This window comes from Morganella morganii, assembly GCF_019243775.1.
In the GTDB taxonomy this organism is placed as follows: domain Bacteria; phylum Pseudomonadota; class Gammaproteobacteria; order Enterobacterales; family Enterobacteriaceae; genus Morganella; species Morganella morganii.
On sequence record NZ_CP069157.1, the window covers coordinates 1,565,842 to 1,587,665 of the forward strand.

General features: G+C 52.4%; 19 protein-coding genes and 1 pseudogene. 11 read left to right on the top strand and 9 right to left on the bottom strand.

The genetic code is table 11. From position 1 onward, the window contains the following. Positions 1-16: 16 nt before the first annotated feature. Together JL661_RS07530 and JL661_RS07535 are read right to left on the bottom strand one after the other, a co-directional pair. Positions 17-1,171: an MFS transporter gene (locus JL661_RS07530; RefSeq protein WP_062771499.1), complete on the bottom strand. Its 1,155-nt coding sequence runs from the start codon at positions 1,169-1,171 to the stop codon at positions 17-19. Between the two features lie 51 nt (positions 1,172-1,222). After that, entirely contained in the window at positions 1,223-2,020 is a 798-nt protein-coding gene (locus JL661_RS07535; protein WP_024473292.1) for an inositol monophosphatase family protein, read from the bottom strand. A gap of 86 nt (positions 2,021-2,106) precedes the next feature. Between JL661_RS07535 and JL661_RS07540 the strand changes: the two genes are divergently transcribed. The 5 genes from JL661_RS07540 to JL661_RS07560 all read left to right on the top strand — a co-directional run bounded on the left by JL661_RS07540 (position 2,107) and on the right by JL661_RS07560 (position 7,350). Then, the gene (locus JL661_RS07540; RefSeq protein ID WP_024473291.1) at positions 2,107-2,877 is read left to right on the top strand and encodes a DeoR/GlpR family DNA-binding transcription regulator; all 771 of its coding nucleotides are present in this window, start codon (positions 2,107-2,109) and stop codon (positions 2,875-2,877) included. Positions 2,878-3,016: 139 nt separating this feature from the next. Beyond that, on the top strand, positions 3,017-3,730 hold the full coding sequence (gene purC, locus JL661_RS07545) for a phosphoribosylaminoimidazolesuccinocarboxamide synthase (RefSeq protein WP_036405776.1): 714 nt from the start codon (positions 3,017-3,019) through the stop codon (positions 3,728-3,730). A gap of 161 nt (positions 3,731-3,891) precedes the next feature. Next, positions 3,892-4,779: a KPN_02809 family neutral zinc metallopeptidase gene (ypfJ, locus tag JL661_RS07550; RefSeq protein WP_004235308.1), complete on the top strand. Its 888-nt coding sequence runs from the start codon at positions 3,892-3,894 to the stop codon at positions 4,777-4,779. A gap of 103 nt (positions 4,780-4,882) precedes the next feature. Beyond that, entirely contained in the window at positions 4,883-5,335 is a 453-nt protein-coding gene (locus JL661_RS07555; RefSeq protein ID WP_004235310.1) for a DUF441 domain-containing protein, read from the top strand. Positions 5,336-5,343: 8 nt separating this feature from the next. Further along, positions 5,344-7,350 (top strand): tRNA(Met) cytidine acetyltransferase TmcA, encoded by a 2,007-nt coding sequence (locus tag JL661_RS07560; protein WP_062771501.1) that lies wholly within the window; start codon positions 5,344-5,346, stop codon positions 7,348-7,350. Here JL661_RS07560 and JL661_RS07565 read toward each other — a convergent pair. Further along, positions 7,337-7,534: a YpfN family protein gene (locus JL661_RS07565; RefSeq protein WP_004235313.1), complete on the bottom strand. Its 198-nt coding sequence runs from the start codon at positions 7,532-7,534 to the stop codon at positions 7,337-7,339. The genes JL661_RS07560 and JL661_RS07565 overlap by 14 nt on opposite strands. Before the next feature lie 1,532 nt (positions 7,535-9,066). On the opposite strand from JL661_RS07565, the gene mdlC reads away from it, so the two are divergent. Together mdlC and JL661_RS07575 are read left to right on the top strand one after the other, a co-directional pair. After that, positions 9,067-10,695, top strand: a complete 1,629-nt coding sequence (gene mdlC / locus JL661_RS07570) for a benzoylformate decarboxylase (RefSeq protein ID WP_062771503.1) — start codon at positions 9,067-9,069, stop codon at positions 10,693-10,695. Between the two features lie 181 nt (positions 10,696-10,876). Further along, positions 10,877-11,293 (top strand): DUF454 family protein, encoded by a 417-nt coding sequence (locus JL661_RS07575; protein ID WP_015422762.1) that lies wholly within the window; start codon positions 10,877-10,879, stop codon positions 11,291-11,293. Here the strand turns inward: JL661_RS07575 and JL661_RS07580 are convergent. From JL661_RS07580 to JL661_RS07590, 3 genes and pseudogenes are all read right to left on the bottom strand, one after another. Then, positions 11,290-11,967 carry a M15 family metallopeptidase gene (locus tag JL661_RS07580; protein WP_004239964.1) on the bottom strand — a complete coding sequence of 226 codons (678 nt, stop codon included), beginning with the start codon at positions 11,965-11,967 and terminating at the stop codon, positions 11,290-11,292. The genes JL661_RS07575 and JL661_RS07580 overlap by 4 nt on opposite strands. After that, positions 11,964-13,094 (bottom strand): succinyl-diaminopimelate desuccinylase, encoded by a 1,131-nt coding sequence (gene dapE / locus JL661_RS07585; protein ID WP_032098371.1) that lies wholly within the window; start codon positions 13,092-13,094, stop codon positions 11,964-11,966. The genes JL661_RS07580 and dapE overlap by 4 nt, the downstream gene beginning before the upstream one ends. A gap of 15 nt (positions 13,095-13,109) precedes the next feature. Next, positions 13,110-13,486 (bottom strand): annotated as a pseudogene (locus JL661_RS07590) (ArsC family reductase). A 162-nt stretch (positions 13,487-13,648) separates the two neighbouring features. On the opposite strand from JL661_RS07590, the gene JL661_RS07595 reads away from it, so the two are divergent. Beyond that, the gene (locus tag JL661_RS07595) at positions 13,649-14,206 is read left to right on the top strand and encodes a hypothetical protein (RefSeq protein ID WP_024473281.1); all 558 of its coding nucleotides are present in this window, start codon (positions 13,649-13,651) and stop codon (positions 14,204-14,206) included. 29 nt (positions 14,207-14,235) lie between these two features. On the opposite strand, the gene JL661_RS07600 is transcribed toward JL661_RS07595, so the two are convergent. Beyond that, positions 14,236-14,865: a LuxR C-terminal-related transcriptional regulator gene (locus JL661_RS07600; protein ID WP_004239967.1), complete on the bottom strand. Its 630-nt coding sequence runs from the start codon at positions 14,863-14,865 to the stop codon at positions 14,236-14,238. 453 nt (positions 14,866-15,318) lie between these two features. On the opposite strand from JL661_RS07600, the gene maeB reads away from it, so the two are divergent. The 3 genes from maeB (at position 15,319) to htpX (ending at position 19,272) form a co-directional block, all read left to right on the top strand. Continuing rightward, on the top strand, positions 15,319-17,598 hold the full coding sequence (maeB, locus tag JL661_RS07605; RefSeq protein ID WP_062771507.1) for an NADP-dependent oxaloacetate-decarboxylating malate dehydrogenase: 2,280 nt from the start codon (positions 15,319-15,321) through the stop codon (positions 17,596-17,598). 60 nt (positions 17,599-17,658) lie between these two features. Beyond that, positions 17,659-18,048, top strand: coding sequence for a VOC family protein (locus JL661_RS07610; protein ID WP_062771509.1), 390 nt, complete (start codon positions 17,659-17,661; stop codon positions 18,046-18,048). 342 nt (positions 18,049-18,390) lie between these two features. Beyond that, positions 18,391-19,272 (top strand): protease HtpX, encoded by an 882-nt coding sequence (gene htpX, locus JL661_RS07615; RefSeq protein ID WP_004235332.1) that lies wholly within the window; start codon positions 18,391-18,393, stop codon positions 19,270-19,272. A gap of 244 nt (positions 19,273-19,516) precedes the next feature. Here htpX and JL661_RS07620 read toward each other — a convergent pair whose 3' ends face one another. Continuing rightward, entirely contained in the window at positions 19,517-20,911 is a 1,395-nt protein-coding gene (locus tag JL661_RS07620) for an L-cystine transporter (protein ID WP_004235333.1), read from the bottom strand. A gap of 234 nt (positions 20,912-21,145) precedes the next feature. Next, positions 21,146-21,703 carry a metal-dependent hydrolase gene (locus JL661_RS07625; protein WP_015422761.1) on the bottom strand — a complete coding sequence of 186 codons (558 nt, stop codon included), beginning with the start codon at positions 21,701-21,703 and terminating at the stop codon, positions 21,146-21,148. Positions 21,704-21,824 lie beyond the last annotated feature (121 nt).

A 21,824-nucleotide genomic window follows, 5' to 3' on the forward strand; every position in this document is an offset into this window, starting at 1 on the left:
GGTGTTTTTACATCGGTTACATCCGGACTTTGCGCGACAGCAGCGCGACCAGCAACAGCAGCGCAACCACGGCCAGCAGCGCGGCGGGCAGGGTGAAGCGGTAAGCAATCAGCCCGACAGACGCCGGTCCTGCCAGAATACCGAGATAACCCAGAGTGGTTACCGCCGGGACGGCAACGGCCTGCGGCATACTGGTCTGGCGGCCGATAGCGGAAAACATTACCGGTACCACGTTGGCACATCCCAGGCCGATCAGCCCGTAACCGGTGAGCGCCAGAAGCCAGTTGTCACTCAGCACACTCAGCAGAAGACCACCGGCAGCCAGCAGGGCGCCCCACAGCACCACCTGCGGCCGTCCGAGTACCGCAACAATTTTGTCGCCGGTCAGCCGCCCGAGGGACATCAGCACCGCGAAGCAGGCAAAACCCAACCCGCCCATGCTTTCCGGCACATGACGATACTCTGTCAGGAAAACCGCACTCCAGTCCAGCACACTGCCTTCGGCCAGAAAGGTGGCGAAGCAGATAATCCCTATCAGTAATACCGCACCGCGCGGCACAGCAAATGCAGGGCCTTCTGACGGCCAGGCGTAATCCAGCATGCCTTTATAACTGAGAGCCAGCAGCAGGAGGCAAATCACTGTTACGGCACCGGCCGCCTGTAATGCGTCCATCCCGGCCAGCATAAAGCCGCTCATGGCACCCGCACCGGCAATGCCGCCGACACTGTAGAACCCGTGAAAGCCGGACATCATTGGTTTTGGTGCCGCTTTCTCAACAATAATGGCCTGAATATTCATGGCACAGTCGGTAATGCCGATCCCCATACCGAAAATAATCAGCGTCAGAGCCAGTAACCCGGTGTGATTAATGACCGCCAGCAGCGGCAGGGCTGCACTAAGCAGGATAACGGAAACGGTCATCACCCTGCGGCAGCCGAAACGGGTGGTCAGCACGCCGGTCAGCGGCATGGCGACCAGCGCACCACCGCCGAGACAGAGCAGTAATAACCCGAGAACACCGTCATTCACGCCGGTGTTCAGTTTGGCAAACGGCACCAGTGCTGCCCAGGCCGCGGAGGCAAAACCGGCGACAAAAAAGAGCGCGCGGGTGGCCATCTGTTCCCGTCCCGCCGGTGCGGCGGGCGGTGTTACTGCAATTACATCACTCATTCACAACAACCTTTGTAATACGAATTTATAATCATAATCATTATACGATTATTAAATATTTTTGTTCAGAATAGTCAGCACCTGCTGATGGAGACGCGGACAACCACTGGCGAGAACAGCACCGCCCTGTATGGCGGGTCCGCCGTCAAGGGTTGTCACGCAACCACCGGCCTGCTCAATGATCGGGATAAATGCAGCGATATCATATGGCTGAAGGGCGTAATCAAAGCACAGATCGATTTTGCCTGCCGCTACCATCGCCATGGCATAGCACTCGCCGCCGAAACGGGTCATTAAGACCTTTTCCATCAGATCGGCCAGCCGGATTTCCGGGAAACGGGGCATCGGCTCCGGTGAATTGGTATGCAGAATGGCATTGGCCAGGGTGATGTTTTTGCGGGTTTTCATCACATATGTCCCGTGCGGGCTGCTGTGCCAGCTGCGTTCACCATCCGCCCAGAAACGCTCGCCGGTGTACGGCTGGCTCATCATTCCCATTACAGGCGTTCCGCGACATGTTAATCCGACCAGTGTTCCCCAGACCGGCAACCCGAGCATAAACGGGCGGGTACCGTCCACCGGATCAAGGATCCACTGATAGTCCCCTTCGCCGGTCAGACCGAACTCCTCACCCAGAATACTGTGCTGCGGATATGCTGCGCTGATCATTTCCCGCAGCGCGATTTCAGCCTGCCGGTCTGCATCCGTCACCGGATCAAAACTGACACCTTCTTTGATTTTGGTATCGACGGACAGTGTATGCCCGGGTAAAAAACGCGGTAACGTCTCTTGTGCTGCGCGGTTGGCTAACTGATGAAAAAATGCGATATCCGGATGATGTGTGTTCACAGAATGACCTCAGCAGTGGCAGGGTTTCGATTGACCCGCAGGGGATGCACGTTTATGATGCTTTATGCAATTTACAGGAGAAATACATGCTCGATTATGCAGCTTTTCCGGAACAACGGCAAGCCCTGATCCGACAGTTATTACACAGTGACGGCCGGGTACAGTGCAGCACACTGGTTGAACAGCTTGGTGTATCAGAGCACACCATCCGCCGTGATTTGCAGGTTCTGGCGGATGAAGGGCTCTGTAAACGGGTGTATGGCGGTGCGGTCAGTGTACTGGGTGATGTGGCGGATTTTCAGCAGCGGATCGGGCAGAACAGTGCAGAAAAAGAAAAAATTGCGCTCGGTTGTGCAGGATTGATCCGTAATCACAGCACAGTTTTTCTGGACGGCGGCAGTCAGAACCTGTTGCTGGCACAGCATATGCCGAAAGATTTTTCTCTGACCGTGATAACACACAGTCCGCTTATTGCAGCCGTACTGAGTGACTACCCGCATTTTGAGCTGATTGTGCTGGGCGGAAAGCTGCACCGTGCATCCGGAACCTGCATCGGGGCGCAGGCACTGGAACAGCTGTCTTATCTGAATATTGACCTCTGTTTTCCCGGCGGATGCGCACTGGATGCGGACAGTGGTCTGACGGTTACCGGGTTTGAGGAAGCCGCTTTCAAGCGGGCTCTGATAAGACAGAGCAGTCTGACCGTGGCCGGTGTGACCGGTGATAAACTTGGCCGTATTGCACCTTATCGTGTGGCGGCATGTGAGGAACTGGATCACGTTGTGCTTACTCAGAAGGCTCCGCAATCTGCCCGTGACCTGCTGACAGCCCGGGGTTTATCCCTCATTATGGTGTAAACACACTTCTGCCGGACAACACTCTCTTTCCGGGTCTGTATCTTTTCTTACGCAAACGATTGCTTATTGCATCGTTCTGAGGGAGAATATTATCCGTCAGGCGATACGCCTATTATTAATCCTGTCTGGAGAGTGCAAGATGCAAAAACATGCTGAACTGTATCGTGGGAAAGCCAAAACGGTCTACACCACGGATAATCCCGATCTGCTGATTCTGGAATTTCGTAATGATACATCAGCACTGGATGGTGAGCGCATCGAGCAGTTTGACCGCAAGGGCATGGTCAATAATAAATTCAACCACTTTATCATGGGCAAACTGGAAGCTGCCGGTATCCCGACTCAGATGGAACGTCTGTTATCCGATACCGAAATTCTGGTGAAAAAGCTGGATATGGTGCCGGTGGAATGTGTCATCCGTAACCGCGCTGCCGGTTCGCTGGTAAAACGCCTGGGTGTGGAAGAGGGGATGGTGCTGAATCCGCCAATCTTCGATCTGTTCCTGAAGAATGACGCCAAACATGACCCGATGATCAATGAATCCTACTGCGAAACCTTCGGCTGGGTCAGCCGGGAAAATCTCGCAGAAATGAAACGTCTGAGCTATATCGCCAATGACGTGTTATCCCGTCTGTTTGATGAAGCGGGTCTGATCCTGGTGGATTTCAAACTGGAATTCGGTCTGTATAAAGGTCAGGTAGTGCTCGGCGATGAATTTTCACCGGACGGCAGCCGTCTGTGGGATAAAGAAACTCTGGATAAAATGGATAAAGACCGTTTCCGTCAGAGCCTCGGCGGCCTGATTGAAGCCTATGAGGAAGTGGCACGCCGTCTGGGTGTGAAACTGGATTAATCATTCATCTCCTGAATTCATGGCCGGTGATAACAGAACCCGCGTATCACCGGCATTAAGCTGATTTATCACTCCCCTGAAAGAAAGAAGCATTTTTCCTCACTTCATTTTCTCTGTACTATGTAGTTATCCGACTATTATCCGATAAGCAGAGAATCATCATGCGTTGGCAAGGGCGTCGCCAGAGCGACAATATTGAAGACCGCCGCAGTGCGGGGGGCAGAATTCCGGGCGGATCCGCAGGCGGGCCGCGTATTCCGCTGCCGCGCGGCAAAGCCGGACTGGTTGTGGTCGTTATCGTGGTCGTGGCCGGTTTTTACGGCATTGACCTGACCGGCCTGGTTACCGGTGACCCGGTCAATATCGGGCAGACCACCTCACAGCAGCGTCCGGCACAGAACAGTGCACAGGAGCAGAAACAGGCGGAATTTACCGGCGTGATGCTGGCGGAAACCGAAGCGGTCTGGGGACAAAAATTCGCACAGATGAACCGGCAGTACCGCGAGCCGAAACTGGTGCTGTACCGGGGCGCAACACCGACCGGTTGCGGTGCAGGGCAGGCTGTGATGGGGCCGTTTTATTGTCCGGCAGATCAGAAAGTCTATATCGACCTCTCTTTCTACGATGACATGCGCACTAAATTAGGGGCGGGCGGGGATTTCGCGCAGGGCTATGTGGTCGCTCATGAAGTGGGGCACCATGTTCAGCATCTGCTCGGTATCGATCGTCAGGTACGCGAGCGCCAGCAGCGCAGCAGTCAGAAAGAGGCAAACCGCCTGTCAGTGAAAATGGAATTACAGGCTGACTGTTTTGCCGGGATCTGGGGCCATGAGATGGAAAAAGCCGGGATCCTCGAAAACGGTGATCTGGAAAATGCTCTGAATGCGGCGCAGGCCATCGGCGATGACCGTCTGCAAAAACAGAGTCAGGGACGGGTTATTCCGGACAGCTTCACACACGGAACATCCGCACAGCGTTATGAGTGGTTCAAACGCGGTTTTGACAGCGGTAATATTGCGCAATGTGACACATTTTCCGCACTGAAATAAGCCTTTCTGCCGGTTTTTCCTGCAAAACCGGCAGAGTTTGATTATCATCGTATAACGGCATACTATTGGCGGCTTTCATTCTCCCCGACACGCAGGATCTGATATGAGTAATATTGACCCGACCCTGATTATCCTCCTGGTCTTAGCCGGGCTCGGGCTTATCAGTAATAACATGACGGTAACCCTGGCTATTCTTTTTCTGCTGGCTGTGCGCATCACGCCGCTCAACGGCTATTTCCCGTTTGTGGAAAAATATGGCCTCAAGCTGGGGATCCTCATTCTGACCGTCGGTGTGATGGCACCGATTGCCAGCGGTAAAATCAGTGCCAATGATGTTTTAAGCTCCTTTCTGAACTGGAAATCCCTGCTGGCGATAGTGATCGGCATACTGGTGTCCTGGCTGGGCAGCCGGGGCGTTACACTGATGAGTAACCAGCCGTCCACGGTTGCTGGTTTGCTGGTGGGTACCATTATCGGTGTCGCGCTGTTCAGAGGGGTGCCGGTCGGGCCGCTGATTGCGGCGGGGATCCTGTCGCTGCTTGTCGGTAAGATGTAGCGGTTCTCATGTTACCTGCACTGTTTCACGCCTGCACAGAACAGCTCCGTATACAGGGTATCCGCCGTCTGTGGGTACTGAGCGGCAGTGATGACTGGTGTGAATCCCGGTTACAGGAAATCAGAGACGCGGCGCCCGGAGACTGGCCGATCATTTCCGCTCAGCTGCCCGGCGGCACAGTGGCAGAGAAAGCCCGTCTGTTGCTGGGACAGGAGTTCCGTCACGGCGTGTTTGATGCCCGGCGCGGGCTGCACAGTGAAGCACTGGCTATGCTGGCCGGCACATTACAGGCGGGCAGTTGGCTGATCCTGCTGCTGCCGCCGGAATCACAATGGCAGACCCGGCCGGATGAGGACAGTCTGCGCTGGAATGACGGCGGACAGATGATCCCCGCGCCGCATTTCATGCGCCACTTCGCCCGTACACTTATCCATCCTGCCCATCTCTGCCGGTATGAAGACCAGCCATTTGATATGACCCTGCTGCCGCCGCAAAACGCGTGGCAGCCGCCGGATGGCACACCGACCCCTGCGCAGCAGCAGATACTGGCACAGCTCCGCCGTGCGGAAAGCGGCATTTTCTGTCTGACCGCGGCCAGAGGACGGGGCAAATCCGCCGTGGCCGGTCTGTTCCTGGCAGAATCGCCGGGCCGTCATTTATTATGTGCCCCGGCAAAAGCCACGGTCACGGTGATACAGCGCTATCTTCATGATTCACAACAAACGGAATTTATCGCCCCGGATAATTTACTGACACTGGCGGAAACGGCGGATGTCAGCACATACGGCTGGCTGGTGATCGACGAAGCGGCGATGATCCCGTTGCCGCTGCTCGCGCGTTTTACGGCGGTATTTCCCCGTGTGCTGCTGCTGACCACTGTTCAGGGTTATGAAGGCACAGGGCGGGGATTTTTACTGAAATTTTGTCACTCACTGCCGCAGTTTACCGCACTGACGCTGACGCAGCCGGTACGCTGGGCGGAGCATGACCCGGCGGAAACCTGGCTCGATAAGGCACTGTTGCTCACCGAGCCGGCAGAAAAAATCATACAGACGGGGAAGTGTGAATATCAGTCCGTAACACAGCAGGCGTTATGTGATGATCCGGATTTATTGTCCGGGTTTTACGGCCTGCTGACGGCAGCGCATTACCGGACATCCCCGCTGGATCTGCGGCGGCTGGCCGATGCGCCCGGACAGCATTTCGCGCAGTTCCGCCACCGGCAGCAGGTGACTGCGGCGCTCTGGCTGACCGACGAGGGTGGGTTACCGGCAGCACTGACACTGTCTGTCTGGGCGGGCACGCGGCGGCCACGCGGAAATCTGCTGGCACAATCGCTGGCGGCACACAGTTATTTCCCGCAGGCGGCACAACTGCGTTCACGCCGTATCAGCCGGATCGCCGTACATGCAGGCTACCGGCGCAGTGCGCTGGGACGTCAGTTATTACAGCGGGCGGCTGACGCAGCAAAAAACAGCGGTATGGATTATCTGTCCGTCAGTTTCGGCTATACCCCGGAACTGGCTGCGTTCTGGACATCCTGCGGCTTTCGTTTTGCCCGAATGGGGACACACCCGGAAGCGGGCAGCGGATGTTATACCGCAATGCTGCTGCTGCCGCTGACGCGGGCCGGACAGGCACTGGCGGATGACGCAGAACAGCAGTTTGCCCGGGATTGCACTGTTTTTTCTCAGATATGGGGATTTTCACCGGTACCGCCGGAGCAGGCGGAATCACTCAATGAATGGGAATGGCGGATGCTGGCCGGGTTTGCGTATGCCGCTAAACCACAGGCGGTGGCAGATCCTGCATTGGTACTCCTGCAAAGGGAATACCCGGCACAGACAGCGGAATTGTCACAGTTGCTGTCCGGTAAACCAGAGATACTGAAAGCTCGCCATATCAGCGGAAAAAAGGCATTACTTAGTGTGCTGAGACAGGAAACAGCAGTGATACTGCAGATACTGCGCCCGCAGTGGGCGCAGCAGACAGCAGAAGAGATCAGGACTTTTTAGATTTATTATCCGGCCAGTCATCCTCATCATCCCACTGTGCGTTATTATCACGGTGAGGCGGCAGTTCCCTGCGGTTCTGCAGATATTTTTTGTGATCCACGCGTTTGAGATCTTTAATGGCGTTCAGGATCACGCCGACAAACAGCACCAGGATGACCCACCAGTAGTCTGCTAACCAATGCATTGTTGTTACCTTTTTTTGTCTTTATTTATCAATAAATCAGAATGGATAAGTCACTATCATTCAAAATGAGTTTAAAACCATTACCCAACGGGTTGTCTCCCCGGTTAACTGAGGTGTCTTCCCCGGCTTTCACGAACTATCCGGAAACGGTTGTGGTCGTTAATTCTTTCCTGAAAGATGAAGCTATAAGGTTATCACATCCGCCATACACGGAATAACATTTCTTAATCACATCTTCCGGGGACATGCCAGGACATTCAGGCGGATATCGCCACCCTTGCCGCATATCGGGCAAGGCATAAAAATAGCACAGCGATGCACGCCACGTCAGAACCGTACGCAGCGCGACACGGTTTGGTTATCATGTTGTTTACCTGCAGATATACCTGAAAAATAACAGGTACATTGAAATTTTATTGATGCTGATTAAAATATATTTAGCGATAACAATGAGGAGTAATTTATGGAAGCTTTTGCTTTATTACCTTTGATTACAGCAACCATTCCCGGCGGTATCTTTTTTCTTCCTGTCACATTTATGTTTATTTCCGTCTGACGGACACTAAGGCAGTTATGTTCCAACTGCCTTTTCCATAAATTAATGGCGTATAATTTCACTACGGAACAATGCCCGCACCCCGGACCGGGGTAATGCTTTCTGTGCATATTCAGGAATGCCATCATACAGTTTTTGCCGGTATGTTCCCAGCATATCGGTGATACGCTTTACCTGGTTATATTTCAGGTAATTATATATTACCAACCCGCTCAGGTGGTTTTTAAATGGGTTTATTTATCAATACATTGAATCTTAAATATGACTTTTTTCATCCTGTATGACTAATGCACTATTGTTACCGCTCTTATTTATTAACATCCGGGTTAAAAGCCGATACCTGTACCGATTCCCACAGAAGCGCCTTCAGAACCTCCGGATGCACCGACACCAACCCCGGCACAGCCTGAAAGAAGAATAACGGCAATAAAGCAGAATATTTTCAGCATATGACCTCTGCACATAAACAGTCTGAATAGTTCGGATAGTATACCGGAAATAAAAAAAAAAGCTCTCTGCATCCGCGGAGAGCTGAAAAAAAGCAAAATAACCAATTGGTACCACGCGGCAGACAATAACAGCTCTGAGTTAAACGGAACTGTAACGGACTAACAAACTGCCAGCATGTTATCGCGTTGTTTACTCTCAACCGGCCCCGTCAGGGGTATTACACTGACCTTTTATGATGGGGTTATCTGGTCTTACCTCTATCTTTCTGCTTTATATCAGAAATAATAATTCTGCCGGTCTGATAATCAGGAACAGGGCCATAAAGCCGCAGTTTGATCTTTATTTTCCGCTGTAATAGAGTCCGGAATATCGGAATTTTTCACTGTTCTGTTAATTTATATTTACGATGTTTATCATTGTTATTTAAGTGAAAATTATCGTCAGACAGATAAAGTGGTCAGCATGCTTTTTCCATTCGCCGGTATATCCGGTATCAGCAGAATAATGATTTCACAGGAGCATTACGATGGGAAAAACAATCCGTCAGGTGACATTTGAATTACTCCGGCAACTGAATATCACGACTGTTTTTGGTAATCCCGGCTCGACAGAAGAAACTTTCCTGAAAAACTTTCCGGCAGATTTCCGTTATATCCAGACACTGCATGAATCGTCTGCGGTCGCCGCTGCGGATGGTTATGCGCAATCCACCCGTAATGTTGCACTGGTCAATGTGCATACCTCCGCCGGGCTGAGTAACGCGATGAGTAATATTCTTACCGCGTATATGAACCGCACGCCGCTGATTATTACCGCCGGTAACCAGACCCGCAACATGCTGCTGATAGAGCCGTGGCTGACCAATATTAAGCCGGAAACACTGCCGGAGCCGTGGGTGAAATGGAGTTATCAGCCGGTGAGGGCGGAAGATGTTCCGGCGGCCTTTATGCGGGCGTATGCGATGGCACTGCAACCGCCGGCAGGCCCGGTATTTTTATCGATCCCGCTGGATGACTGGGATAAACCGGCTGAAGCGGATGCGGCGGTTGTCCGCAGCGTGTCTCACCGTATCAGTGCCGACCCGGTGCGGATGCGGGAGTTTGCGCAGAGTGTGTCAGGGGCGAAAAATCCGGTACTGATTTACGGCTCATCCCTTGCGCGGGGGGAGGGCTGGGAGGCAGGGATCCGGCTGGCGGAAAAACTGAATATCCCGGTGTATTCGGCACCAGCTTCCGAGCGCCCGCCGTTCCCGGAATCTCATCCGCTGTATGCAGGCGGCCTGCCGTTTGCCATGAAACCACTCTCGGACAAACTCGCTGGGCATGATGTGGCGCTGATCATCGGTGCGCCGGTCTTCCGCTATTACCCGTATGTGGCCGGTGACTATATCCCGCCGGGACTCCGGTTGCTGCATATCACGGATGATCCGCAGGAAGCCGGTCGGGCGCCGGTCGGAGACAGCCTGTTATGTGATGCGGTACTGGCGGTTGAGCAGTTAACTGAGCTGGTGAGTGCACGACCGGCACTGGCAACTGCCGTCAGTAAACAACCGCACGGTATGGCGCCGCATCCCGCCGCGCCGGAAGCTGCGTCAGACGGGCTACTGAGTGCTTCACAGCTGTTCCGCGCGGTCAGAAGTGCGATGCCGGAAGAAACGATTCTGACCGAGGAATCCCCCTCTAACCTCGGCGAACTGCATGCTGCCTGGCCGGTGGATAAACCGGACTCATTTTACACCTTTGCCAGCGGTTCACTCGGCTGGACATTACCGGCCAGCGCCGGGATTGCCCTCGGTGAACGGGACAGCGGGCGTAACCGGCCGGTGGCGGCGATTATCGGTGACGGCTCCATGCAGTACTCTGTGCAGGGATTATGGACTGCCGCACAGCATCAGTTACCGATCCTGTTTGTCATTCCGGAAAACAGGCAGTACGGCATTCTGAAATCTTTCGCAGTGCTGGAAGATACGCCGGGGGTGCCGGGTCTGGATATTCCGGGGCTGGATATTGCGGCTCTTGCCACCGGTTACGGCTGCACCGCAGTCCGGGCAGAAACAGAGGCTGAGGTAATTGCGGCCTGCAAAGCGGCATTACAGCGCAAGGGGCCGACAGTGCTCGTTGTGCCGATCCGGCCGTCAGTACCGCCACTGATGTGATATCAGTATCAATCATTTGATTTTCTGCCGGTAATAATACTGAAAGCAACCTGAGCGGCTCTCTGTGCGGAACAGAGAGCCGTTTTGTCAGTGGATTATCATTTGTGATCACAAGCCGGTTGAATAAGGTGTTACACAACGATAACATTGAGTTGCATTCTCATTACCGGAGACTCAGGACGTGAAGCCGTTCACCCGCATACTGCTGCTGTTATCAGGCTGGATTGCCGTCATACTGGCAACCCTCGGGGTTGTGCTGCCGGTATTGCCGACGACGCCGTTCCTGCTGCTGGCTGCGTGGTGTTTCTCCCGTTCATCTCCCCGGTTCCATCACTGGCTGCTGTACCGTTCCTGGTTCGGCGGGTATATCCGCCACTGGCAGACACACAAAGGCCTGCCGCGCAAGGCAAAACGGCGTGCAGTAATCGTGATCCTGCTGACGTTTGCGGTGTCGCTCTGGCTGGTGAAACTGATTTATATCCGGCTGTTACTGCTGTGTATTCTGGTCTGGCTGCTGATCTTTATGCTGCGCCTGCCGGAAACAGATGAAATGACGCCGGAGAATACCCCGGCGTCAGAGGAGAAATCACCGGATTAATCGCTTTCCGGTAATGTGACATATTGCTGATAAATTGCGTCAAGATTAGCCAGTAACCATGTTTTACCGGCGATGTCCTGTGTTTTCAGTACTCTTTCAAGCGTTTCCGGGGTGTAAAGCTGCTCCGCTTCATAAGAGAGCGGCCAGTAGCTGATATGCCACGGTTCATAAGCCACACCACCGGTCTGACGCTGTGTGAACGGCAGATAAAAATCAAACTGTGCCATATTATCCGCCAGCCAGGCGGAAAGGGCGGCAAAATAGCCGCCTTCCTCGTATTCCCGGGGCTCAAGCTGAAGAGCAATATCAGCAGGCAGACGGAACGGATCGTAATAATCGACCTCTGTTCCCCAGTGATGACGGCTGGCACCCGGAATGGCAGACCAGCGCAGAATCGCCTGACAGCGCTCCGCCTCTGACAGCCCTGAGACATCCAGCGGGCGGTTTTCTGCGTCATTCACAGTGCGGACCCCGGCAAATTTTTCATTCCAGATAATCTGCTGACGGGAAAAATCGCGGAAGGAGCTGGCGGGCATCAGTTTAAATCCGGCGGTTGCCGCCGCTTTCTGCATGGCAAGAAACGCTTTGGTGGCATTAAATTGCAGGTGATGATTACCGGCAAAATTAATGACATGATCACGGGTCTGCCCGGTCAGCATTTCAAAGGTCATCATAGCAGTATCTGCTCCATAATCCGTTGATAGATACGGCTGAGTTGCTGCAAATCAGCGGCGCTGACGCATTCATTCACTTTATGAATGGTGGCGTTGATCGGACCCAGCTCCACAACCTGTGTGCCCATCCGCGCAATAAAGCGTCCGTCAGAGGTTCCGCCGCTGGTGGAGAGCTCTGGTGTCAGATTACAGTACTGACCGATAGCACGGCAGACTGCACCGGTCAGCAGGCCTTCCGGGGTCAGGAACGGGTGTCCGGACAATGACCAGTGAATGGTGTGTTTCAGCTGATGTTTTTCCAGCAGCGCGGCAATCCGCGCTTTCAGTGATTCAGCGGTGGATTCGGTGCTGAAACGGAAATTGAACTGAATAAACAGATCACCGGGAATGATGTTGTTACTGCCGGTACCGGCACGGATATTGGCTATCTGCATGCTGGTCGGCGGGAAAAACTGATTGCCGTTGTCCCAGTGTTCAGCCACCAGCTCCTGTATAAACGGCGCGGCGCGGTGAACCGGGTTATCAGCCAGATGCGGATAGGCGACATGGCCCTGGGTGCCGTGAATCGTCAGGTTTGCGGTAACGGAACCCCGGCGGCCGTTTTTAATCATATCCCCTAATTGGGACTGGCTTGACGGCTCACCGACCAGGCAATATTCCACCTTTTCATGGCGCGCCATCAGCGTTTCCACCACTTTCACGGTGCCGTTGACGGCTGACGCTTCTTCATCTGAAGTGATAAGAAAAGCAAGGCGTCCCGGATAGTCCGGATAACGTTCAGTAAAACGCTCGGCAGCAACAATCATGGCTGCCAGCGAACCTTTCATATCGGCAGCACCGCGCCCGTACAGCATGCCGTCAATCAGTGCCGGTTCAAACGGCGGGGTGCGCCAGTGGCTGAGGTCGCCCGGGGGGACCACATCGGTGTGACCGGCAAAGGCCAGTGTTGTGCCGCTGCCGCCCCGGTATGCCCAGAAATTCTGTGTGTCGCCGAAAGGCATATGTTCGACGGTAAACCCGGCGGCAATCAGGCGTTCAGCCATCAGTGCCTGGCAGCCTTTATCATCCGGGCTGACCGATTCCCGGCTGATAAGCTGTTTTGCCAGTTCTGTTACAGGACAATGCATGGTGTTTCCTCTGTATCAGGCAGGAAGACTGAAGAACTGCTGATAATCATCAGCTTTAAAACCAAGGTGATAACGGCCGTCCGCAGAGACCAGCACCGGGCGTTTGATCAGCGCCGGTTTTTCTGACATCAGACGGATGGCGGACTGCGCATTTGTCACCGCATCCTGTTCAGTCTTATCCAGCTGACGCCAGGTGGTGCCGCGTTTGTTGAGCAGTTGTGTCCAGTCAATATGACGGGCAAATTCACTGAGCAGTTCTGTATCCGCGCCATCCTGCCGGTAATCATGAAACTCATACGCTATCTGATGAGCATCCAGCCATGCCCGGCTTTTTTCATCGTGTCGCAGTTTTTAATCCCGAAAATCCGGCAGACGGAGGTTGTATTTTTCATCTTTTATCCTTTGTCGTGAACACGAAAAATAGCATAATGCGGGAATTTGATGCAGTTATCCAGAATCTTACGTGCAGAGAGTATTCGATAAATGCAAAAAAGTGGGGTAGCATTACGCCATAACCATGACAAAAACATCCGGAAGATGTTGAGACAGGATCGATGAAAGAGTACTTAGCCGGAAGCACGCTGTTATTTGCCAGCTTTACCCTCGCGGGACAAACGGACGTGTATCTGAATGAACTTCAGCTCAAATTTACGGAAAACAGCGAACTGTGCCTGGATGAGCACAAATGGCCGCAGTTCAGCTCAAGTCAGTCAGAGCCATGGATGATTTCACGGCTGAATGCGCTGGCTTCCGTCGGTTTTATCAGTGCGACTATTGAATCGTCCGGTGTGGAATATCAGCTGACGGACAAAGGTAAAGAAGCCTGGCAGGCGCATGAGGATTTTTGTTACGGCGCACTGCGTATCAGTAAAATCAAGGCGATAGAGCCCCAGGGCAACGGCATCAGTACCGTGTACTTTTACTATGGTGTGACCGGTATGCCGGACTGGGCGCGTGATAAAAACATCCGTTACGCCTACAGTGAAGTGGATACGATCCTCCGGGGGATGAATAAAGAGGTGATCCAGGTGGATGTCCGCGAAAATCCGGACGGTACCCTGGAACTGCTCAATTACCCGACACCGGCGAGTATCGACGAAGAAAGCGAGTAACCCCCGGACAGCCATCCCGGGGATCCCTCTCAGCGGGGCAGCCGATATTTCAGATAGAGCAGGCTGGCGGCGAGCCGTGTGGAGACATTCAGCTTTTTCAGTATATTGCGGATATGAACTTTCACTGTCTCTTCCGAAATAAACAGCGCCCGTGCAATTTCCTTATTTTTCATCCCGCAGGCCAGTTCTTTGAGAACATCGGCTTCCCGTTGTGTCAGGTAACTGACCGGATCGTGATAGTGTTCACGTTCCTGCAAAATTTTATAAATCGCCTCACTGAAAATCTTTTTTCCTTTAAACGCATTTTCAATCTGACTTAATAAATAATCAACATCGCAATTTTTTAATAAATAACCATCAGCTCCGGCATCAATAGCAGCGTATATATCATTCCGTTCCCGTGATTGTGAAAACACCAGGATATAACTGGATATTTTTTTGTGGCGTAATTTTTTAATAAAATCAATACCGGAAAAAGCACGGACATTGATATCCAATATAATCATTCTGGGGGTATGCTGATGGATATGGCTGAACAGACCATTGTTGTCAGTAAATTCCGGCATGATGGTTAACGTATAATCCGGTTGTAAAAGCATTTTAAAACCATAGCGTAACAACGGATGGTCATCAATAACCATAATAGTGTGATGAGGCATAGAGTTCTCCCTTGCCGGGTGTACGGTATGAGATGATATTAATTAAAACGATTTAATTGATATATTAATTATTGAAATACAAAATATACCATAATCGCCAGGACAATTAATTTTTACGCAAAAGTGTTATATGTGCAAATAACAAAGTATTTAAAAATAATAATGTCCCTAATAACATGAAGCATATTATAGGGATGAAGTTCATGGTTTAAGACAGGAAGATATAATTGGCGGTATAGCCGGAGAAGGCCGCTATTATCAGATAACCAATAAGAGATATGTTGTTTTTTTCAACAGGTTCAGCACATTAACTACATGAATATTACACTTTTTTCACTATTCCGCTATTTATCAGTATACTGATTATGTAGCGCTGAATAACGTGGCCGGCGGCAGAGCTTACGCTGCCGGTCCGCCCTGACCCTGTTATTAACGCCTGTAAAGGATCCTGAAATGGACGAACAATTAAAACAAAGTGCCCTTGAGTTTCATCAGTTTCCCTCTCCCGGTAAAATTACCGTTACCCCGACCAAACCGCTGACCACCCAGCGTGATCTGGCTCTGGCTTATTCACCCGGAGTTGCGGCTCCCTGTCTCGAAATCGCGGATGATCCGCTGGCAGCTTATAAATATACCGCCAAAGGCAACCTGGTCGCGGTAATTTCCAACGGTACGGCGGTGCTCGGCCTCGGTAATATCGGGGCGCTGGCCGGTAAGCCGGTGATGGAAGGAAAAGGGGTTTTATTTAAAAAATTCTCCGGTGTGGATGTCTTTGATATTGAAGTCAATGAGACCGACCCGGACAAACTGGTGGATATTATTGCCTCTCTGGAGCCGACATTCGGCGGCATCAACCTGGAAGATATCAAAGCACCGGAATGTTTCTATATTGAAAAGAAACTGCGCGAACGCATGAAAATCCCGGTCTTCCATGATGACCAGCACGGTACCGCGATTATCAGTACTGCAGCTGTACTCAACGGACTGCGTATCGTCAATAAAGCGATCGGTGATGTCCGTCTGGTGGTCTCCGGTGCGGGAGCTGCCTCTGTTGCCTGTATGAACCTGATGGTGTTGCTGGGCCTGAAACGCGACAATATTATTGTCTGTGACTCGAAAGGGGTTATCTACAAAGGCCGTGAAGCCAATATGGCGGAAACCAAAGCGGCGTATGCTATTGATGATAACGGTATGCGGACACTGGCGGATGCGATGCCGGGCGCGGATATTTTCCTCGGCTGTTCCGGCCCGGGCGTGCTGACACCGGAGATGGTCAAAGGTATGGCGCGTGACCCGCTGATTCTGGCACTGGCCAACCCTGAGCCGGAAATCCTGCCGCCGCTGGCACTGGCCGTCCGTCCGGATGCCATCATCTGTACCGGGCGCTCGGATTATCCGAACCAGGTCAATAACGTGCTTTGCTTCCCGTTTATTTTCCGTGGTGCGCTGGATGTCGGCGCAACAGCGATTAATGAAGAGATGAAACTGGCCTGTGTGAAAGCGATTGCCGATCTGGCGCTGGCGGAGCAGAGCGAGCAGGTTGCCTCCGCTTACGGTGGTCAGGAATTATCTTTCGGCCGTGAATATATTATCCCGAAACCGTTTGATCCGCGTCTTATCCTGAAAATCGCCCCGGCTGTGGCAAAAGCGGCGATGGAAACCGGTGTGGCGACGCGCCCGATTGAGGACTTCAGTGTCTATCTGGAACACCTCAATGAGTTTGTCTACAAAACCACCCTGTTTATGAAGCCGATTTTCTCCATGGCACGTAAAGATCGCAAACGTATCGTGCTGGCCGAAGGGGAAGAGCCGCGCATGCTGCATGCGACACAGGAACTGGTCAGCATGGGGCTGGCGTATCCGATCCTGATTGGCCGCCCGGATGTGATTGAAATGCGAATCAAAAAGCTGGGACTGCAGATTGTGCCGGATCAGGATTTTGAAATCGTTAACAATGAAAGTGACCCGCGTTTTGCTGAATACTGGCAGGAATATTATCAGCTGATGAAGCGCAAGGGCGTGACTCAGGAACAGGCCCGCCGTGCCATTATCACTAACCCGACCAGTATCGGTGCCATCATGGTGCACCGTGGTGAGGCGGACGGTATGATCTGCGGGGTGGTCGGCGATTATCACGATCACTACCGGATTGTGGAAAATGTGTTTGGTTTCCACGAAGGCGTGCACACGGCGGGGGCAATGAATGCGCTCAGTCTGCCGACCGGTAACACTTTTATCGCCGATACCTATGTGCATGATGAGCCGACAGCCGAACAACTGGCGGAGATCACCCTGATGGCCGCCGCCGCGGTGCGCCGGTTCGGTATCGAGCCGAAAGTGGCGCTGTTATCCCGCTCCAGCTTCGGCTCCTGTCCGTCGCCGTCCGCAGAGAAAATGCGTGATACCCTGGCGCTGATCCGTGAACGGGAACCGTCACTGGAAATTGACGGGGAAATGCACGGTGATGCGGCGCTGGTGGAAGTTATCCGCCGTGATCTGATGCCGGACAGCCCACTGAAAGGTGCGGCAAACCTGCTGATTATGCCGAACGGGGAAGCAGCCCGTATCAGTTATAACCTGCTGCGTGTGACTACCTCGGAAGGGGTGACGGTCGGTCCTGTGCTGATGGGGATTAACAAGCCGGTGCATATTCTGACGTCTATCTCCTCTGTGAGGCGTATCGTCAACATGGTGGCACTGGCAGCGGTGGAAGCGCAGACTCAGCCTCTGTAAAAGAAAGCAGTAAATAAAGGTGATATACGCCCCGGCAACGGGGCGTTGTACAGGAAAGATATGCTGAAGATTGAAAAAGTGGATCATATTGCCGTGATTGCTTCTGACCTCACGGCCAGTCTGGCGTTTTATTGCGATGTACTGGGATTAACGGTGCTCAGTGAGCACTATCGTGCGGAACGGGATTCTTACAAGGTGGATCTGGCACTGAACGGAGAATACCTGCTGGAGCTTTTTACCTTTCCGGCAAGCCCGGTACGGGTATCACAGCCGGAAGCCTGTGGCCTGCGCCATCTGGCATTTGCAGTGCAGGATCTGACCGCATGGGAAACACACCTGAAACAATGCGGTGTCCGTTGTGACCGCATTCGTACGGATGAATTTACCGGCAAGTCATTTTTCTTCTGTTTTGACCCGGATAATCTGCCGGTGGAGTTTTATGCCCGCTGACGGATAAAAAAAAGCCAGCGCGATGGCTGGCTGAGAAACTTCGAAATACTGGAAGCAATGTGAGCAATGTCGTTTGCCAATACCTTAGTAATTTACTCAGGTACCGACAACGAGAATGATAATTTTTCCCATTTAAAAAGTAAAGTGTTTTTTTAATAAAAAACGCTGATTATCTGCACAGCAAACCAAACCGCACAAAACAGCAAAAGGTCACTTTATTAAAATTAAGTGTAAAGTTGTTTAATAATTAAAGTTATTCGGTTAAAAAGCCTTGAAATATGGCAAAATGCCCCTATTTTCTGAGGCATATGATGGGCACACTATTTAAAGGATCATACTGATATGATGCGAATTGCATTATTTTTACTCACAAACCTGGCCGTAATGGTTGTCTTCGGCATTATTCTGTCGCTGACCGGCGTTCAGAGTCAAAGTGTGACCGGACTGATGATTATGGCAGGGTTATTTGGCTTCGGCGGCGCATTTGTGTCTCTGCTGATGTCAAAATGGATGGCACTGCGCTCTGTCGGCGGGCAGGTGATCACCAATCCGTCCACTCAAACGGAGCGCTGGCTGGTGGAGACGGTACGCCGTCAGGCACAGCAGGCCGGTATCGGCATGCCGGAAGTGGCGATCTACCACGCGCCGGATATTAACGCCTTTGCAACCGGCGCACGCCGTGATGCGTCACTGGTGGCGGTCAGCTCCGGGTTACTGGAAAACATGAGCCGCGATGAGGCGGAGGCGGTTATCGCCCATGAAATCAGCCATATCGCGAATGGTGACATGGTGACCATGACGCTGTTACAGGGCGTGGTAAACACCTTTGTTATCTTTATTTCCCGTATTCTGGCACAACTGGCGGCAGGTTTTATGTCAAACAACAATGACGAAAACTCAGGCAGCCAGGGCAACCCGATGATTTATTTCGCGGTATCGATGGTACTGGAAATTGTGTTCGGTATTCTGGCCAGCATTATCACCATGTGGTTCTCACGCCGCCGTGAATTCTATGCGGATGCGGGCTCTGCAAAACTGGTGGGCCGCGAGAAGATGATCGCCGCACTGCAACGCCTGAAAACCAGTTACGAACCGCAGGAAGAGGGCAGCATGATGGCGTTTTGCATCAACGGCCGCAATAAATCATTCAGCGAACTGTTTTTATCACACCCGCCGCTGGATAAGCGTATTGAAGCACTGCGCAGCGGTGAGTTTCTGAATTAATCACTACATACTGATAAAAAGGCCGTTACGCCCAGCGTTACGGCCTTTTTTATGCCTGTCTGCGGAGCAGTAATAATGCCGAAGGTGGCATCCGAAAACATAACGTGACAGGCGGATCCGATGATTAACCCGGCGGTGTGACGCGGGGGAAGTCTGCAGGAACCATGGTGATATCAATAAAAAGCCCGTATTCATATCCTGAATACGGGCTTTTTGTTATCTGACGATAATCAGCGGCGGAATATTATCCCTGCTGTAAATCTTCGTCATTATCGTTATTAAACAGGGTTTTGTCTGTCTGGCCCAGGATCTGGCTGGTGACTGTCCCGGCGGTCATGGAACCACTGACGTTCAGGGCGGTACGGCCCATATCAATCAGCGGCTCGACAGAGATCAGCAGCGCGACCAGAGTGACCGGCAGACCCATTGCAGGCAGAACAATCAGAGCCGCGAAGGTGGCACCGCCGCCGACACCGGCAACACCGGCTGAACTGACGGTGACGATACCGACGAGTGTGGCAATCCACAGCGGGTCAAACGGGTTGATACCCATGGTCGGGGCAACCATCACCGCCAGCATGGCCGGGTAAATCCCCGCACAGCCGTTCTGACCGATGGTGGTACCGAAGGAAGCTGCGAACCCGGCAATAGAATCAGGAATACCGATACGGCGGGTTTGTGCTTCCACACTCAGCGGAATACTGGCCGCACTTGAACGGCTGGTAAAGGCGAAAGTCAGTACCGGCGCGATTTTACGGAAGAAACGCAGCGGATTGATACCGGCAGCGCCGACAATCAGGCCGTGAACGACGAACATCAGCAGGATCGCAATATAAGAAGCAACGACGAAAGTCCCTAATTTAATGATGTCCTGAATGTTTGAACCGGCAACCACTTTGGTCATCAGAGCAAATACGCCGTACGGGGTAAAGCGCATCACCAGACGCACCAGTTTCATCACCCACGCCTGCAGGATATCAATCGCGCTGAGCACTTTGGCACCGCGCTCTTCGTTGTCTTTAATCAGCTGAAGTGCAGCCACACCCATAAAGGCGGCAAAAATCACCACGCTGATGATGGAGGTCGGGTTAGCACCGGTCAGGTCAGCAAACGGGTTTTTCGGAATAAAGGACAGGATCAGCTGCGGCACGGTCAGGTCAGACACTTTGCCTGCATACTGGGATTCCAGCTGGGTCAGGCGTGCGGTTTCTTTCACACCCTGAATCAGACCATCTGCGGTTAAGCCGAAAGCGAGGGTGATCAGAATACCGATTAAGGCGGCAATTGCTGTGGTGATCAGCAGCGTGCCGATCGTCAGCACGCTGATTTTACCCAGCGATGATGCCTGATGCAGACGGGCAACCGCGCTGAGAATAGACGCGAAGACCAGCGGCATAATCACCATCTGTAACAGCTTCACATAGCCGTTACCGACGATATCAAACCACGGCAGCGCCTGTTTTACTGCGTCATGCTCCGTGCCGTAGAATGCATTCAGCCCGAGGCCGAACAGAACACCGATCACCAGACCGGTGAGTACCTTTTTGGACAGACTCCAGTCCTTATTACTGCTGAGCTTCATCAGCACCAGCAGCAGAATAACGAATATGGCGAGATTGCTGATTAATGGAAAGTTCATCCCGGTCTCCGATACCTGTTGGTATGTTGTTATAGTGTGTTGACTAAATCGCATACAGTTATGCAGATGCTAAAACTGTAAAGGATGCGTTATAGATTAACAGGAGTTTTCTGCAGTACTTATAATTAATCTGCATTATTTATAGCTATATTGTAGATCACAGTGGTTGATTTAGCCTGAATCGTCATTAAACGGATGTTTTTCTATAGCTGATGGTTATATAAAACGGATTATTTATAGCCTGGCCGATATCTGAGCCAGTATCAGTTCCCGGACATGATCCCACCAGACCTCCCAGTGAGCAGGCAGATAGAACGAGGCCACCAGTACAACCAGCGCCACACTGCGTTCCGCCCGTTTATTGGCTTTGCTGCCCAGCAGCGGGATGCAGAAACGCCAGCGTACCGGCCATAACAGCGGGATCCCGGCGGTCGTCAGCATATCGCCGGCCAGGTGGCTGAGATACCCGACAATCACGGCCTGATAAAAATCTGCCGGAACAGACCAGCTGACCGGCAGTTGTGTGCGGAACAGAATAACGCCGGTCAGAATTGCCAGCAGACTGTGGGTGAAACCCCGGTGGCCGCACAGGCGGGAGATTGGCACTGAAATAAAGCGAACCCACTGACCCAGCATGGATTTAGGATGATCGATATCCGGCAGCAGAGCACCGGCGAGGGCGCCGGGGATCAGGTGCAGCCAGTCCCCCTGACTGATATCAGGCGAAATCTGAAGCTGATGAACCATCACTACAGAAGCGACAGAGAAAAGCAGGTGACCCTCAGCTGTCATGATACCGGGTAAATACTCAGGTGTTTATTTATACAGTGTTACAGTATAAAGTCTTTTATGACGCCCGGCCAGAGGGTAAGAAAGAAAAAGGCTTATTTATTAATGAATAACTCCGGAATAT